General features: G+C 58.9%; 13 protein-coding genes. 6 read left to right on the top strand and 7 right to left on the bottom strand.

Going from position 1 to position 17019, the window contains the following annotated elements:
- Positions 1-50: 50 nt before the first annotated feature.
- Positions 51-893 carry a pca regulon transcriptional regulator PcaR gene (pcaR, locus tag ACA043_RS06730; RefSeq protein WP_497658857.1) on the bottom strand — a complete coding sequence of 281 codons (843 nt, stop codon included), beginning with the start codon at positions 891-893 and terminating at the stop codon, positions 51-53.
- 653 nt (positions 894-1546) lie between these two features.
- Between pcaR and ACA043_RS06725 the strand changes: the two genes are divergently transcribed.
- Together ACA043_RS06725 and ACA043_RS06720 are read left to right on the top strand one after the other, a co-directional pair.
- Positions 1547-1747, top strand: coding sequence for a hypothetical protein (locus ACA043_RS06725; RefSeq protein ID WP_008080067.1), 201 nt, complete (start codon positions 1547-1549; stop codon positions 1745-1747).
- A 373-nt stretch (positions 1748-2120) separates the two neighbouring features.
- Complete coding sequence (locus ACA043_RS06720) at positions 2121-3596, top strand: inorganic phosphate transporter (protein WP_187679435.1); 1476 nt, start codon at positions 2121-2123, stop codon at positions 3594-3596.
- 945 nt (positions 3597-4541) lie between these two features.
- On the opposite strand, the gene ccoM is transcribed toward ACA043_RS06720, so the two are convergent.
- The 3 genes from ccoM to ACA043_RS06705 all read right to left on the bottom strand — a co-directional run bounded on the left by ccoM (position 4542) and on the right by ACA043_RS06705 (position 5407).
- On the bottom strand, positions 4542-4655 hold the full coding sequence (ccoM, locus tag ACA043_RS06715; protein WP_003222396.1) for a cytochrome c oxidase subunit CcoM: 114 nt from the start codon (positions 4653-4655) through the stop codon (positions 4542-4544).
- Between the two features lie 148 nt (positions 4656-4803).
- On the bottom strand, positions 4804-4965 hold the full coding sequence (locus ACA043_RS06710; RefSeq protein ID WP_187679436.1) for a hypothetical protein: 162 nt from the start codon (positions 4963-4965) through the stop codon (positions 4804-4806).
- Positions 4966-5065: 100 nt separating this feature from the next.
- Positions 5066-5407 carry an aspartate-semialdehyde dehydrogenase gene (locus ACA043_RS06705; protein ID WP_187679437.1) on the bottom strand — a complete coding sequence of 114 codons (342 nt, stop codon included), beginning with the start codon at positions 5405-5407 and terminating at the stop codon, positions 5066-5068.
- 230 nt (positions 5408-5637) lie between these two features.
- Between ACA043_RS06705 and rapA the strand changes: the two genes are divergently transcribed.
- Positions 5638-8484, top strand: coding sequence for an RNA polymerase-associated protein RapA (gene rapA, locus ACA043_RS06700; RefSeq protein ID WP_187679438.1), 2847 nt, complete (start codon positions 5638-5640; stop codon positions 8482-8484).
- A gap of 172 nt (positions 8485-8656) precedes the next feature.
- On the opposite strand, the gene ACA043_RS06695 is transcribed toward rapA, so the two are convergent.
- Positions 8657-10006 carry a spinster family MFS transporter gene (locus ACA043_RS06695; RefSeq protein ID WP_497658856.1) on the bottom strand — a complete coding sequence of 450 codons (1350 nt, stop codon included), beginning with the start codon at positions 10004-10006 and terminating at the stop codon, positions 8657-8659.
- A gap of 301 nt (positions 10007-10307) precedes the next feature.
- On the opposite strand from ACA043_RS06695, the gene ACA043_RS06690 reads away from it, so the two are divergent.
- Positions 10308-10676, top strand: a complete 369-nt coding sequence (locus ACA043_RS06690) for a YkgJ family cysteine cluster protein (protein ID WP_095188967.1) — start codon at positions 10308-10310, stop codon at positions 10674-10676.
- A gap of 148 nt (positions 10677-10824) precedes the next feature.
- Positions 10825-13107 carry a putative bifunctional diguanylate cyclase/phosphodiesterase gene (locus ACA043_RS06685; RefSeq protein WP_497658855.1) on the top strand — a complete coding sequence of 761 codons (2283 nt, stop codon included), beginning with the start codon at positions 10825-10827 and terminating at the stop codon, positions 13105-13107.
- On the opposite strand, the gene ACA043_RS06680 is transcribed toward ACA043_RS06685, so the two are convergent.
- Positions 12998-13894, bottom strand: a complete 897-nt coding sequence (locus ACA043_RS06680) for an NAD(P)-dependent oxidoreductase (protein ID WP_497658854.1) — start codon at positions 13892-13894, stop codon at positions 12998-13000. The genes ACA043_RS06685 and ACA043_RS06680 overlap by 110 nt on opposite strands.
- A gap of 194 nt (positions 13895-14088) precedes the next feature.
- On the opposite strand from ACA043_RS06680, the gene ACA043_RS06675 reads away from it, so the two are divergent.
- On the top strand, positions 14089-16287 hold the full coding sequence (locus tag ACA043_RS06675; RefSeq protein WP_489878363.1) for a hypothetical protein: 2199 nt from the start codon (positions 14089-14091) through the stop codon (positions 16285-16287).
- A 292-nt stretch (positions 16288-16579) separates the two neighbouring features.
- Here the strand turns inward: ACA043_RS06675 and ACA043_RS06670 are convergent, their stop codons facing one another.
- Positions 16580-16885 carry a DUF2288 domain-containing protein gene (locus ACA043_RS06670; RefSeq protein WP_187679443.1) on the bottom strand — a complete coding sequence of 102 codons (306 nt, stop codon included), beginning with the start codon at positions 16883-16885 and terminating at the stop codon, positions 16580-16582.
- Between the last annotated feature and the right edge of the window lie 134 nt (positions 16886-17019).

Raw genomic sequence — 17019 nt, 5'->3', positions numbered from 1 at the left:
TTAGCGTCAATTCGATAAACGCAACACTGTGCGTTTATCGAACAGCTTCATCAGGCAAACAACTGCGCGCTGAGGTCGCGGCTGGCACTGAGCAGGCCCGGCAGAAAGCGCTGCTCCAGCTCGGTGCGGCTGACTCGGCCGGCGTGGGTGCTGACGTTGAGCGCGGCCACCACTTGCCCCGAGGCGTCGTAAACCGGCACGGCAATCGAGCGCAGGCCTTGTTCCAGTTCCTGATCGACAATGCACCAACCCTGCTGCCGCACTTCTTGCAGGCATTCGAGCAGTGCGTCGGGGGTGTGAATCGTGCGGCTGGTCTTGGCGACCAGTTCGGCGTGATCGAGGTATTCGCGTAGCGTCGTGTCGTCCAGCGCGGCCAGCAGAATCCGCCCCATCGACGTGCAATAGGCCGGCAAACGTCCGCCCACCGAGAGATCCACGGAGATCAGTCGCTGAGTCGTCGCCGATCGGGCTATATAGAGAATGTCGTCGCCCTCAAGCGTGGCCATGTTGCAAGCTTCGTGCAAATGCTCACTCATGCGGTCGAGGTAGGGCTGCGCGGAAACGGCCAACGGCGTCGAGGATAAATAGGCATGGCCAAGGGTCAGCACTTTCGGCAGCAACGAATACGTGCGGCCATCGGTGGTGGCGTAGCCGAGTTTGATCAAGGTGTGCAGGCACCGGCGCACCGCAGCGCGGGGAATTTCCGTGCGGTGGCTGATCTGGGCGATGGTCAAATGCCTCTTGCGCTCCTGAAATGCCTGCACCACCGCCAGGCCACGGGCCAGCGAGGTCATGAAATCCGGATCGCCTGTCAGCGCCTGGATCCGTTTGGCCGGCGAAGCGACGATCGGCGGCGCCACGGAGGTGAAGGAGTTGCGCATTTGGTCGTTCATTTCAGGTCCTTTATCCGGCTCGGATCACGGGCTATACAATCGGCTCACAGGGAGATGCGCAAGGGCAACGCCAACAACATTGGGCGATTATCGAACCGTCGACCGATAATCGCAATCGAGCACACAGCGAAGGTTCGGCCGCGTGAGCGGTTTGCGCAACTTTGAACGCACACTGAATCAGCGTTTTTAGTTGTTCGACTTAATGGCGCCAAAAACAGATCGCTTGGCAAATAACGGTTTGCCCGTGAGGCAACTACCGATAAAAGTTGTCAGTAACATAACGATCACACATCCAGAACCTTTTTTAACTTGGCAAAGATAGTCATTCCCGAATCGACCGCTATAATGCACCTCAGTGGGACCGCCGTTCTTTACTTGCCGTGGTCGCCACCCGCTGACGCGATGTCCATCGCCGACAGCCCGGCCAGCGCCTGACGCAAATGACTCATGCAACGCCAGCGCTCGCTGAAACAGGAAGCTGATGCTACGTCAGTTTTAATCTGGTGCCGTAGCCCGCCTGCAACATGGAAGTCTTGATCGCCCTGCCGACTACATCAATGCCTGTTCAGGTATTGGCACTCGACGGACCCGCTCAATCGATTTGTTGCCGTGCGTTTCACCAGACATTTAACTCAACTCAAACAGGTAGCACTGTGACGAAAGACGAACTGCGCGCGGAACTTGAGCGCCAGGAACAACGTTACAAGGAAGTTTACGGCGGGGAAGTCACCACCTACGCCGCTCAGCCAGAACCGGAACGCAAGGCATGGCGTAAACGCCCCACCGTTCAGGATCAGGTCTTCAAGCAAGAAATTGAAAAGATCGAAAAGGAACTCAAAGCCGAAGAGCCATGAGCCACGGGTTTTGATCATTTCCAAGGCAGCCGTGCGCACCGTTACAAACGCGGTGTATCGACGATGCCATGCGCGCCCGCTACCCGCGGGCAGCGGCTATCTCCCCGTCATGAACGCTAATGGGGAGCTACATAAAGGTTTCAAAGATATTTCAGACAAGCGTTTGAGCCCGCGATCTCCACGGAAAAAGGTGCGCTTCCGAATACTTTTCCATTGAAAATCAACAGGTTGAAAAACCCTGCGTGACACTGGGTTTTAACGCGCTGCAACAAATTAAATCGAAGAAGAATGTTACCGATGAGCAGGGAGGGCATCGATTTCGAGACTTTTCTGGCATAATCGCGCCCCCTTACGACCGGGTCAGAAAACCTTCATGATCGATTTATTCAGCGGACTGGATGCTTGGGTGCTTGTGAGCCTCTTGCTCGCCCTGACGTTTGTCCTCGCCTTCGAGTTCATCAATGGATTTCATGACACCGCTAACGCGGTAGCCACTGTTATCTACACCAAAGCCATGCCGCCTCACCTGGCGGTGTTCTTCTCCGGTGTGTTCAATTTCCTCGGCGTGCTGCTGGGTGGCGTTGGCGTGGCGTATGCCATTGTCCACTTGCTGCCGGTTGAGCTGCTGATCAATGTGAACACCGGCCATGGCCTGGCGATGGTGTTCTCGTTGCTCGCCGCGGCAATCGCCTGGAACCTTGGCACCTGGTACTTCGGTATCCCGGCGTCCAGTTCCCATACCCTGATCGGCTCGATCCTCGGGGTTGGCCTGGCCAACGCCCTGATCAACGACATACCGTTGGCCGACGGCGTGAACTGGCAGAAAGCGATCGACATCGGCGCCTCGCTGGTGTTCTCGCCGATGGCTGGTTTCCTGATCGCCGCACTGATACTGATCGGCCTGAAATGGTGGCGACCGCTGTCGAAGATGCACAAGACGCCGGAACAGCGCCGCAAGATCGACGACAAGAAGCACCCGCCGTTCTGGAACCGCCTCGTCTTGGTGATCTCGGCCATGGCCGTCAGCTTCGTGCACGGCTCCAACGATGGTCAGAAAGGTATCGGCCTGATCATGCTGGTGCTGATCGGTATCGTCCCTGCGCAGTTCGTACTCGACCTGAACAGCACGACCTACCAGATCGAACGTACCCGCGATGCGACCCTGCATCTGAGCCAGTTCTACCAGCGCAACGCCGACTCCCTCGGTGAGTTCCTGGCCCTGGGCAAGAGCGTAGAAGGCGATCTGCCGGAGAAATTCCGCTGCAACCCGCAACAGACTGAACCGACCATCTCCGCCCTGCTCCACACCCTCAAAGGTGTAGCGGACTACCATTCGCTGTCGTCGGAAAGCCGCATTGAAGTGCGTCGCTACCTGCTGTGCCTGGACGACACCGCGAAGAAAGTCGGCAAGTTGCCTGGCCTGGAACCCCGTGAAAAGGCTGACCTGGACAAACTGCGCAAAGACCTGACCACCACCACCGAATACGCGCCGTTCTGGGTGATTCTGGCGGTTGCACTGGCCTTGGGCCTGGGCACCATGGTTGGCTGGAAACGCGTGGTACTGACCATCGGCGAGAAGATCGGCAAGCAAGGCATGACCTACTCCCAGGGCATGTCGGCGCAGATCACCACCGCCACCCTGATCGGCATGGCCAACATCTTCAGCCTGCCGGTGTCCACCACCCACGTCCTCTCCTCGGGCGTGGCCGGCACCATGGTCGCCAACAAAAGCGGCCTGCAAGGCGGCACGGTGAAAACCATCCTGCTGGCCTGGGTACTGACCCTGCCGGCGACCGTGGCACTGTCGGCCGGGTTGTTCTGGCTGGCGTCGAAGGCGCTGGGTAGCTGATAGATAGCTGGAAATGAAAAAGGCGCGATTCGAGAGGATCGCGCCTTTTTTTTTTGGATTTTGGATTTTGGATTTTGGGATTGGGATTGGGATTGGGATTGGGATTGGGGGCATATCCGTTGCTGCGGGTGTTGCCGCTGGCGGTTTCGCTCTTACAGCGACTCACTTTTCCAAACGCCGAAAAGTAAGCAAAAGGCTTTGCCCCCGGCGTACGGCACTTCGCTAAGGCTCAGTGTTCCCTCGCTACGGTGTCCATCCGGGGGCATCGCTTCCGGTTTGCTTCGCTGCACCTCCTTTCGATGGATGCGGCTTCGCCGCACGGCGCTGCGCGCCTCCCCCCTGATGAACACCTTCGCTCGGCCTGCCGATGGGGGCAAAAGAGCAAAAGCAACATCAAGAGCCAAAGCCAAAGCCAAAGCCAAAACAGATCAAAAAATCGCAGCTTCGGAAGCTCACAAGGAATGAGTACACCCACCAGAGCTTGGTCGGCTGTCAGGCCGCCATCGATCCCACAAGGATATGAATACCCCCCCACACGCGGCGCATGCCGCCCCACTCAACACAATGAGCGTTAGCTCGAGTACCGCTTTTGATCTCAGAGCCCGTCGGAAGGCTGAGTGGAGGGATTGATCCGGGGGGTGGGAGCGCAGCGACCGTTTGGCGAAGCCAAACACATCGAAAGGAGGTGCAGCGAAGCAAACCGGAAGCGATGCGCCCGGATCAATCCCGGAGCGAAGGAACCCGAGCCACAGCGAGGGCCGAACGTCAGGGCAAAGACCTTTGGTTACTTTGGGGCGTTTGCCAAAGTGACCCGCCGTAAGGGCGGAACCCTAAGCAGCCGTTACCGCAGCAACGGATATTCACCCAAAACCCCCAACGCGCAGGCAAAAAAAAGGGCAACCGAAGTCGCCCAAAATGCCTTGCGTGCCCATCAATCCAGAAGAACTACTTCTTGCGCTTATTCGCATCCTTCCAGATAAAAAATCCAAACCCTGCAAAAAACAGAACCATGAGCCCAACCGTCAGAACCCCGGCAAACACCACGTTATCGAAAAACATGACTGTGGCCTCCTGGCCCCTGCTCTGCTGCGATGGAGCTAAGTTAACCAATCACGCAGGCGCAGAAATTGACCAGGATCAAGTCCGGTCAACACAGCAAGCAAAGGCGGGGAAATAACTGACCTGCATCAACGGATGCAGTGGGAGATCAACGCTTTTTCGGTTTGTTTTTCGACTTTTTCTTGGCTTTTCCCAACGGCATGGCCTGTTCGAAGGCATTGCGCACTTCGTTCAGACGCTTCTCGTTGAGGTCATGCACACGCTTGGCGCGTTCGGTACTGAGGTCGATCAGTTTGTCGTCTTGGCTCATGGCGTTCGGTGCATCACTTGAGGAAATCACAACTGCCACAACATGGGCAGGACTGCGCCAATAATGCAGCCTGGCGCCTGCGCTGACCAGTCGGCACACCTCAAATCTCGATATCGACCCACAAGCCCTGACGCGGCTGATCTTCCATCAGCGGCACCACCGGCACCGTGTTGTCTGCATTGAGTGCCGTACCCGGCACGGCGAGGTGTTCCTCAGGGTCTTCATCGGCTTCGCGGCGCCGACGATCACGCTCCTGCTGGCGACGCTGTTCTTCGCGCAGCAGCAGCCCGTCCTCTTCAGGATCGCGTTTTTGCAGATCGATCGTGCTTTCGTTGGAGCTTTCCTGCACCGGTACCACCGGAGGAATGTCCGGCCGCTGGCGGATCGGATCCTGCTGGGAAGTGATCGGCACGGCGCTCAGGGGGAGCATCGGTGGCAGCATATAAAGGGTCTCCTGTGAGCAGGCTATCGGCTTGGACGTGGACGGCTTGAGCCGCCGGTCGCAAACTTGTGACCGGGTTGGCACTCACTGGTGCCCTGCTCCCGCGCAAATCCGACGCATGACCTAATCTTCCCTTTGCAGTTAAAAGCCGGCCACGGCTCCTAATCCTTTGGCCTCGGGGCCTCATTCCGTTAAGATAGCCCGCTTTTTCAAGGTGGGAGTCAGGCAGCATGGCGCAGCAGTATCAACCGGGGCAACGCTGGATCAGTGACAGCGAAGCAGAGCTTGGTTTAGGCACCGTTCTGGCACAGGACGGCCGCTTGTTGACCGTGCTTTACCCGGCCACTGGCGAAACCCGCCAGTACGCGCTACGGAATGCGCCCCTGACCCGCGTGCGGTTCTCGCCGGGTGACAGCATTACCCACTTCGAAGGCTGGAAGATGACCGTGCAGCAAGTCGACGATGTCGACGGGCTGATGGTCTATCACGGTCTCAACGGGCAGAACGAAGCCGTCACCCTGCCGGAAACCCAGCTGTCGAACTTCATTCAGTTCCGTCTGGCCAGCGACCGTCTGTTCGCCGGTCAGATCGACCCGCTGGCGTGGTTCTCCCTGCGCTACAACACCCTCGAACACACCAGCCGCCAGTTGCAATCTTCGCTCTGGGGCCTGGGTGGCGTGCGTGCGCAACCGATCGCTCACCAGTTGCACATTGCCCGTGAAGTCGCTGACCGTATCGCGCCGCGGGTTTTGCTGGCGGACGAAGTGGGTCTGGGTAAAACCATCGAAGCAGGTCTGGTCATCCATCGCCAACTGCTGTCGGGCCGCGCCAATCGCGTGCTGATCCTGGTGCCGGAAAACCTCCAGCACCAGTGGCTGGTGGAAATGCGCCGCCGCTTCAATCTGCAGGTCGCGCTGTTCGACGAAGAACGCTTCATCGAAAGCGATGCCGCCAACCCGTTCGAAGACACTCAACTCGCGCTGGTTGCGCTGGAATGGCTGGTCGACGACGAAAAGGCCCAAGACGCATTGTTCGCCGCTGGCTGGGACTTGATGGTGGTCGACGAAGCGCACCACTTGGTCTGGCACGAAGAAAAGGCCAGCCCCGAGTATTCGCTGGTCGAACAACTGGCCGAAGTGATTCCGGGCGTGCTGCTGCTCACCGCCACCCCGGAACAACTTGGTCAGGACAGCCACTTCGCCCGTCTGCGCCTGCTCGATCCAAACCGTTTCCATGACCTGGCCGCGTTCCGCGCCGAGAGCGAAAACTATCGCCCGGTGGCCGAAGCCGTTCAGGAGCTGCTGGACAAAGGGCGCCTGTCGCCTGAAGCACACAAGACCATTCACGGTTTCCTCGGCAACGAAGGCGAAGCCCTGTTGACCGCGGTCAACGATGGCGACACCGAAGCCAGCGCCCGTCTCGTGCGTGAACTGCTCGACCGCCACGGTACCGGCCGCGTGCTGTTCCGTAACACCCGCGCCGCTGTGCAGGGTTTCCCGGAACGCAAACTGCATCCGTACCCGCTGCCATGCCCGGACGAATATCTGGAACTGCCGCTGGGCGACCATGCCGAGCTGTACCCGGAAGTCAGCTTCCAGGCCCAGCCGGACGCCAGCGAAGAAGAGCGCTGGTGGAAATTCGATCCGCGCGTCGAGTGGCTGATCGATCAGCTGAAAATGCTCAAACGCACCAAAGTGCTGGTGATCTGCGCCCACGCCGAAACCGCGATGGATCTGGAAGACGCCCTGCGCGTGCGCTCCGGCATCCCGGCCACGGTGTTCCACGAAGGCATGAACATCCTTGAGCGTGACCGCGCCGCCGCCTACTTCGCCGACGAAGAGTTTGGCGCGCAAGTACTGATCTGCTCGGAAATCGGCAGTGAAGGTCGCAACTTCCAGTTCGCGCATCACTTGGTACTGTTCGATCTGCCGTCGCACCCGGACCTGCTTGAGCAGCGTATCGGTCGTCTCGACCGGATCGGCCAGAAACACATCATCGAACTGCACGTGCCATACCTGGAAACCAGCCCGCAAGAGCGTCTGTTCCAGTGGTACCACGAAGCGCTTAACGCCTTCCTCAACACTTGCCCGACCGGCAACGCCTTGCAGCATCAGTTCGGCCCGCGCCTGCTGCCGCTGCTTGAAGAAGCCGACGACAGCGAGTGGCAAGCGCTGATCGACGAAGCGCGCACCGAGCGCGAGCGTCTGGAAGAAGAGCTGCACACCGGTCGCGACCGTCTGCTGGAACTCAACTCCGGCGGCTCGGGTGAAGGCGATCAACTGGTCGAGGACATCCTGGAGCAAGACGATCAGTTCGCCCTGCCGATCTACATGGAAACCCTGTTCGACGCGTTCGGCATCGACAGCGAAGACCATTCGGAAAACGCCCTGATCCTCAAGCCGAGCGAAAAAATGCTCGACGCCAGCTTCCCGCTGGGCGATGACGAAGGCGTGACCATCACTTACGACCGCAACCAGGCGCTGTCGCGCGAAGACATGCAGTTCATCACCTGGGAACACCCGATGGTGCAGGGCGGCATGGATCTGGTGCTGTCCGGTTCGATGGGCAACACCGCCGTCGCGCTGATCAAGAACAAGGCGCTGAAGCCGGGCACCGTGCTGCTGGAGCTGCTTTACGTCAGCGAAGTGGTTGCCCCGCGCTCGCTGCAACTGGGCCGTTACCTGCCGCCGGCGGCCCTGCGCTGCCTGCTCGATGCCAACGGCAACGACCTGTCGGCCCGCGTCTCGTTCGAAACCCTCAACGATCAACTGGAAAGCGTGCCGCGCGCCAGCGCCAACAAGTTTATTCAGGCCCAGCGCGATCAACTGACGCCACGGATCAACGCCGGTGAAGACAAAATCGCCCCGCGTCACGCCGAGCGCGTGGCCGAGGCCCGTCGCCGTCTGGCGGCCGACACCGACGAAGAACTGGCGCGCCTGACCGCGTTGCAAGCGGTCAACCCAACCGTGCGTGACAGCGAACTGGTTGCCTTGCGTGAACAGCGTGAGCAGGGTCTGGCGCTGCTGGATAAAGCGGCACTGCGACTGGAAGCGATTCGGGTGTTGGTGGCGGGCTAAACCGCCCTGCTCCACCGCTGAAAACAAGAAGGCCCGCAGTGATGCGGGCCTTTTTGTTTGCCTGTTATTTATCCGGTGATGCTACTGGCCCTTTCGCGAGCAGGCTCGCTCCCTCAGGGATTGTGTTCACGCTGGAGAACCACTGTGGGAGCGAGCAGGCTCGCGAAGGCGGTTATGCAGTCGCCGCAGCCACCTCTGGCTCAACCACCGCCACCAACCCCTCCTTCATCCGCTTCGCATCCTGCACAAAACACCGCGACGCCAGAAACAGAAACACCATGGTCAGAAACAGCGCCACCGGGATCAGGTACATCGCATCATGCAGCCCGACCGCCTTGAACGACTCGGTCATCTGCTCCGCCCCCGCAGCAACCATTGCCGACTTGGCAAAGTGATCCGACAGCCCACCCACCACCACCGGCCCAAGACCACCGCCCAGCAGATACAAGCCGGCAAAGAACAAGGCCATCGCCGTGGCGCGCAGACGCGGTTCGACCACGTCCTGAATCGCCGTGTACACGCAGGTGTAGAAGTTATAGGCAAATAGCCAGCCGAGGCTGAACACCGCGACAAACACACCGATCTCGATACGCCCGGCATGCAGCGCCCATGCCGTGCACACCGTCGAGACAATCAGGCTGAATGCGGCAAACAGCAGCCGCCCATTGGCCACACGCTGGTGGATCTTGTCGGCGATCCAGCCACCCAGAGTCAAACCGACCAGCCCGGTGACGCCGACAATCACACCGGTCGCCACCGCCGCTTCCTGCAATGGCATCAGGAAATAGCGCTGCAGCATCGGCACCAGAAACGAATTACAGGCATAAGTCGCGAAGTTGAAACACAACCCCGCCATCACCAGCCACAGGAACGTCGGCACGGCGAGAATCCGACGGATCGGCTTGTCGACTTTCTCCTGCGAGACCTGCACGGTTTCCGCCGCACCGCGCTTGGGTTCTTTGATGAAAAACATGAAGATCGCGAGGAACAGGCCCGGTACGGCGGCGATGAAGAACGGTGCGCGCCAACTGTCGAAAGCCTTGACCATCCAACCGATGGTGAAGAACGCCAGCAACAGCCCCAGCGGCAGCCCCAACATGAAAATGCCCATGGCCCGCGCCCGACGGTGCGCCGGGAACAAGTCGCCAATCAGCGAGTTGGCCGCCGGCGCATAACTGGCCTCACCGATGCCGATCCCCATGCGCACGATGAGGAAACTCCAGAAACTGCCCACCAGCCCGTTGACGGCGGTCAGCGCGCTCCAGGTCGCCAGACCCCAGCCCATCAGTTTGCTGCGTGAGCCGGTGTCGGCCATGCGCCCCAAGGGCAAACCGGCAATCGCGTAGACAATGGTGAATGCGGTGCCGACGATCCCCAGTTGAAAGTCGCTGAGGTGCCATTCCATGCGGATCGGCTCGATGATGATCGCCGGGATGGTGCGGTCGAAAAAATTGAACAGGTTGGCGAGGAACAGCAGGAACAGAATGCGCCAGGCATTCGCCGCTTGGGTCGAGTTCTGCATGGGTCCGTCTCTTTATTGTTATAGGGCTTCACTGCCAACGCATCCGAGCCCGGAACCTGCAATCTAGTCAGCCAGACAGGGGCTGTCTGTGATCATTCGTCTGCCTGATATCGGGCCATGGCACTGTAACGAAACGTAAGCCCTTGATAAGTCTGTAATCCCCCGAAAACCGGGGCTTTTGCGGCAAAACCTTGCCACAAAAAAATAGTTTCGCGCCCCCCTTCCCAAGTCCGTGGCGAAGCCTAGAATGGCCGCCGTATCCGTCCGGATCTCCCGATCAATCCCTTTGATACCCTCGCCCATGTCCGAAGTCAGTCCGTGTCTGAATTGCGGTGCCTGCTGTTCCCATTTTCGTGTGTCTTTTTTTTGGGGTGAGTGCTCATCTTCCGGGGGGACGGTGCCCGATGAACTGGTGACACAAATCAGTCCCAGTCGGGTGGCAATGAACGGCACCGACTGCAAATCGCCGCGTTGCACGGCATTGGTCGGCGAAGTCGGGAGTACAGTGCACTGCTCGATTTATGAAAAACGTTCCAGTCCCTGCCGGGAATTCGAAGCTTCCTGGGAGAACGGCGAACAGAATGTCGATTGCGATAAGGCCCGCGCCCGTTTTGGTTTGCCGCCCCTGCAATCGGACTGGGCTGAAATCCCTTTCGATAAAAGCGCCTGACATTTAGCACCAATCGCTATGACGCTAATGACGAAATCGTTAGCGCCAATGTGCCACTACCCCTTGCACCCCGAAAACGGCCTCTATACTCCTGTCATTCGCCTGCGTTAACCGCGCGGTTAGGACGACTTCAGAGACGGGGCATGCTATGGAGTGGCTTGGTTTGCAGTTTGTTACCGAGCTGCCGGAGAGCGGGCAGGTCATTCTTGATTGCACACATAATCCCTTGCTGGTGCTGGTGGCCTATCTGGTGGCCTGCGCCGCGAGCTTCGCTACGCTCGATATGGCCGAGCGGGTCGGTCACGCCGAAGACCTTGGTTCGCAACGCCTATGGCGCTGGATCGGCGCGACCTGCCTGGCCGGCGGGATCTGGGCCATGCACTTTATTGGCATGCTCGCTTTCCAGGCGCCGATCGAAATCCATTACGACCTGCCGGTCACCCTGTTCTCACTGCTGATCGCCCTGCTCGCCTCGTGGCTGGCGATGCACACGCTGAGCGAGGCACAGCCGAGTCTGGTGCTTTACCTGAAAACCGCTGTGGTCATCGGCCTCGGTATTGCCGGCATGCATTACGTCGGCATGGCCGCCATGGAGTCGAGCGCCACCGCCTACTACCAACCGACCTTGTTTGCGCTGTCGATCGCCATCGCCATCGGCGCCAGTTTCGCCGCGTTATGGGTCGCAGGCTACTTGCGCGAAGGCAGTGGCCTGGCTCATCAGATGCTCAAGTACAGCGCCGCACTGATTCTCGGCGCGGGCATTTTCAGCATGCACTTCACCGGGATGGCCGCACTGCAATTGGTGTTACCGGAAGGCAGCGCACCGAACCTGTCGGCCGAAACCAGCCATTTGCAACTGGGCCTGACAGTGGCGCTGATCATCCTGCTGATTCTCGGCAGCGCGATCAGCGCGGCGCTGGCCGACAAGAAACTGCAAAGCAAGGAACACGATCTGCGCCGGGTCAACGCCCTGCTCAGCCAACTCGATCAGGCGCGCATGTCATTGCAGCAAGTGGCCAACTACGACGCCCTGACCAATCTGATCAACCGCCGCGGCTTCAACCAGATCTTCGCCGAGAAACTCAGCCAGAAAACCACCGAGGGCGGCATGCTCGCGGTCATGTTTCTCGACATCGACCACTTCAAACGCATCAACGACAGCCTCGGCCACGATGCCGGCGACGCCCTGCTCAAGGTCATTGCCAATCACATCAAAAGCTCTGTGCGCAGCCATGAAGACGTCGTCGCGCGTTTTGGTGGCGACGAGTTCTGCATCCTGATCGGCCTGCGCGATCGCGAAGAGGCGCGCACCATGGCCCAGCGCATCATGCTGAAGATGAAGGAGCCGATAGAACTGGCCGGACGCCGGATGGTGATGACCACCAGCATCGGCATCAGCCTGTTTCCCGAAGACGGCACCACCTGCGAAGAACTGCTCAAGCACGCGGATCTGGCCCTGTATCAATCTAAAGGTGCCGGGCGCAATGGCCTGCACTTTTTCAATTCCAACCTGAAAAACCGCGCGACTCTGGAACTGCAACTCGAAGAAGAACTGCGCCACGCCCTGCGCGAAGAAAACGGTCTGATGCTGTATTACCAACCGATCTTCGAACTGAAAACCGGTCGGGTCACCAAGTTAGAGGCGCTGATCCGCTGGCAACATCCGCTTCACGGACTACTGACGCCGGATCGTTTCATCAGCATTGCCGAAAACAATGGTCTCATCGCCGAACTGGACAACTGGGTGCTGCGCCGGGCCTGCCGGGACCTTGGCGAACTGTCGAACCACGGCTGCGCAGAGCTGAAAATCGCCTGGAACTGCTCGCCGCTGAATCTGGCTCGGGAAGAGTTGGCTGACGAAATCGAAAGTGCGCTGCGCACCGCCGGCGTCGCGCCGGAACGGCTGGAACTGGAAGTCACCGAAAACGCCCTGATGGGTAACATTGCCAACACTCTGGTGCTGCTGCGGCAGATTCGCGCCCTCGGTGTGTCACTGTCGATCGACGACTTCGGTACCGGCTATTCGTCGCTGGCCTACCTCAAGCGCCTGCCGCTCAACACCCTGAAGATCGACCGCTCGTTCATTCTGGACATTCCCAAAGCCACGGCGGACATGGAGATCGTCCAGGCAATCATCGTCATGGCCCACACCCTGCATTTGCAGGTGGTCACCGAAGGCGTGGAAAGCCTGGAGCAATACGAATTCCTTGAGCGTTCCGGCTGCGACTTTATCCAAGGCTACCTGCTCAGCCGTCCGGTGCCGCTGGACGAACTGCGCCCGGTGCTGGAAGAAATCAATCAGCGTAAACATTCACATGCGGTCAATCCGTTGATTCTGGCGCGCGGTACATTTGCACCAGTGTCGCTGGATCCTTCGCCAAAAAGCCCTGGGCCCCATGCAGGCGCATCAGTTGTGCGGCCAATCCGCTGATCGGCGTCGCCGAGCCTTGCTCGCGGGAGAATTTCACCGCTGTGTCGAGATCCTTGAGCAACGTGCGTACGTGCCATTTGATCGGTTCGAAACGGCTTTCGGCCATTTGCGGAGCGAGGATCTGCAACGGTTTCGAATCGGCAAAACCGCCGGCCAGCGCTTCGGCGATCAGACTCGCATCAACACCTGCCTGCTCGGCCAGCGCCACCACTTCGGCAATCACCAACGCATTGCAGGCAACTATCATCTGGTTGCAGGCCTTGGTCACTTGCCCGGCGCCGATGCCGCCCATGTGCGTAACGCGTTGACCGAGATTGAGCAACACAGGGCGCACGCGCTCAAGGTCGGCTGCATCGCCACCGACCATGATCGCCAGACTGCCGGCCTCGGCACCGACCACGCCGCCGGAAACCGGTGAATCCATCCAACTCATACCGGTTTCACTTTTCAGCTGCGCCGCCATCTCACGAGTAGCCGTCGGTTCAAGACTGGAAAAATCCACCAGCAACTGACGGCCCTTCGCACCTTCGGCAACACCGGCCGGGCCGAACACCACTTCGCGCACCACCGCCGTATCGGCCAGACACACCATCACCACGTCAGCGTGCTCGCACAGCTCGGAGGGGCTCGCCACCTGCCGGGCACCGGCCTCGACCAGTGGCGCGCACTTCGCCGGGTTACGGTTCCACACGGTCAACGGATAACCCGCGGCCAACAGGCGCCGGCACATCGGCAAGCCCATCAGACCGATTCCGGCGAATCCCAACGATGGTAGCGTTGACATCATTTTGCCTCTTTTCGATTAAAGATCGCCGAATAATGGCCGATTCATCAACGATCAGGAAAGGATTCCCCCAAGCGACAGTCAGGCCAAGTCCCTGACGCTCGGGCCTAATTCGCGCAAAAAAGACGCGAGATCTTATTCCGTGAGGTTCGCTGACATCAGTCACCGAGCCAACCAGTCCAGGTATATGGCGCAAAATGACTTCTAAAAATAATCCCGCCACTGCGGTATCCGATCTGACCCTGAGCCCCGCTGCAAACAGCCCGTCACCGTCGAAGCCATTGCACCCCTCGCGTCCGCTGGGTACCCAGCAATACCTGTACTTCACCGAAACCAACACCGATCGCATCCTCGACAACCTCGATGGCCTGCGTGATCTGGTGTTCCCGCGCCCGCCGCACCTGGAAGGCGATAACGAACAGCACAACGATCAGGAATTCCCGTCGGTGTGCCTGATCGGCCTCGGTCGCTGCGGCTCCAACATCGCCCTCGACGTGGCGGAGTTGGTGTACAACGCGCGCAAGTTCTACCTCAACGAATTCAATAACGAAGATCGGGCAGCCGACCGGCGCCTGGCCGACAAGGGTTACAGCCCGGCACAGTGGATCAAGAACAACCTGCGGATCGGCCCGAACAAGTCGACCAAACCGGTGTTTCTGGTCGAGCCGCTGGTGATGCTCGGCGACCTCGACAAAGACATCGCCGGGCGTATCCGTTTCTCGCGCAAAGGCGAGAAAAGCGGTTTCCTGCGCGACTACAGCAAAATGAAGATCATGGACTTGTCCGAAGTCCACGCCGGTGGCGCCGGTAACGCGCCGATCCTCGGCCAATACCTGGCGAAGATCATCCTCAACAAGGACACCCAGCGTTTTTCCAGCCCCGACTGGAAAATGATCCACTCGTACCTGATCGACAGCTGCGGCATCAAGGCCAACCAGTCGCGCCTGTACTTCTCGATCTTCAGTGCCGGCGGCGGTACCGGTTCGGGCATGGCCTCGGAATTTGGTCTGGCCCAGCAGCACTCGTACATGAACAAGACGTTCGACACCAAGCCGATGGACGAACATGACGGCAAGAGCGGTCATTCGTTCGTGTTCGAACCGATCTTCACCAGCGGCATCTGCGTGCTGCCGAACATTTCCGACCACCGCAGCGAAATGTCCGAGGCGCTGCACATCAACGCCGGTCGCCTGCTGTGCAAATACCTCTCGGAAGAATGGGATTTCTCCTACAACTTCGCCAACGAAGACAGCAGCGAAGCCAGCGTCATGGGCCGTATCCGCCCGTGGAACGCAATGATGCTGATCTCCAACGACATCATGCGTTACGCCGAAGAGAGCGACGACGGCAACATCCAGAACATTGATGTCAATGCGATGGAGAAGCACGCCAACCAGTACATCTCGCAGCAGATTTTCAACATTCTGACGGCGCAGGCAGTCACGACTGACTACGACCAGAACTACTTCCGTCGCGCCGGCATCGACATCGGCGAAACCATTCGCCTGGACGCCAACGACCTGTTCATGAGCCTGGCCGGCCCGGTGGCGATTGCCTACGCCGAATCGGTGGTGCCGGAAACTCCACCGCCGAGCAGCGACAAGTTCAAGGTGTTCGACAAAGAGCCGCAGCGCCTGAACATCGACGATTTGTTCTTCCGCTCCATCGACCTGCCGCACTTCAACAAGGTCACCCAGGCCATCGAAGGCATCAGCCTGTTGCCAATCGAATCCAAGCGTTATCGCGCCTCGCTTGAGCAGTACAAGAATTCCGGCTACGACGCCGCCGCCCTGCACGATCTGCATTTCTTCAAGAACTGCTCGTCGGTGGTCTCGATCGTTTCGCTGCCCAAAGACTACAAGTTGTCGTACATGGACCTGAACCGGTTGAAGACGCACCTCAACAGCCTGTTCCCCAACACCACGCTCAAGCGCTATGCACTGGTGATCGGCGCCTCGGCCAACCTGTCGCTGACCACATTGATTGCGAAGAGCCCGTGCCTGTCGGACGACTTCCTGACCTTGATCGTCGCGTTCATCAAGCGCTGCTTCGCGAAGACCCCGTACCGTTTCGACGAGACGCTGGACAATTCGATCCTCGACTTCATCATCAACGAGGACTTCGACGAAGAACGCATTGATGACCTGCTCAACGAATTCGAAAACCCGGCGAAGATTCTCGACACCAACTGGTACGCGATCAAACCGATGTACGAGAAGAAGTACCGCGAACTGATCAACGACAAAGAGAAGTTTGTCTCGATCAACGACATTCGCCTGTCGCGCGATTGCGTGAAGAAGTCGATCAAGTACCTGCGCGAGATCTATCGTCACCGGATTGGCAAGACCAAGGTTATTTCCCTCAATAACCATACCGGCAAGTCTTACTCGGTCTAATCCAGGAACGAGTCGCCCCATTCGCGAGCAGGCTCGCTCCCACAGGGGGATGCATTCCAAATGTGGGAGCGAGCCTGCTCGCGAAGAGGCCACTCCAGACACCGCAAACCTTCATTGCCAACATCCAGAAACAATTAAGCAGCCGTTAGGCTGCTTACTAAACTGTTCCCGTTACGTTTACGTCACCGTGAGCCACCCTCGCTTGTGGCGTTTCTCTACGGCAACGTGCCATCACGCTACTCGGCTACCCACTTTTCAACGATGATGACGCGCACTACAAAGGTGCAAGCCGTCAGACCTGCGCCCTTTCCTGGATCAGAATCCACGGCGAAACCACCACCGCCCACAGCTGCGGATCACGTTCAAAAAGATCCAGCGCCCGCGTTTCAGACAGCTTGGCGACCTTGTCTTCGGCCAGCCAGGCAGCGACTTTCTCGCCCTCATCCGACGCCACGGCCTCGGCAGCGGCGATCAAATCAAGGTCAGGGTCGACCCACAATAGGGCACCCTTGGCGAAGAACGGCTCCAGCTCTTTCCAGGTAATAGATGCGGTTTCACCAAGCAGCTTGGCATAGAGGGTGCTAGGTTCTTGATTCATGGGAACTGTCCGGAAAAGAAATCGACGCGAATGATAACGTCGGTGATCCGCCAGAAAAACCCGGTTGCAAATGGCTTTACCGAACGAAAAGAGCAGGAACGCCAGGGAATGCTGCTGATTGGGATATATGCCCA

It is taken from the genome of Pseudomonas sp. LBUM1648, assembly GCF_059716145.1.
This window is presented reverse-complemented; position numbering and strand designations above follow the sequence as displayed.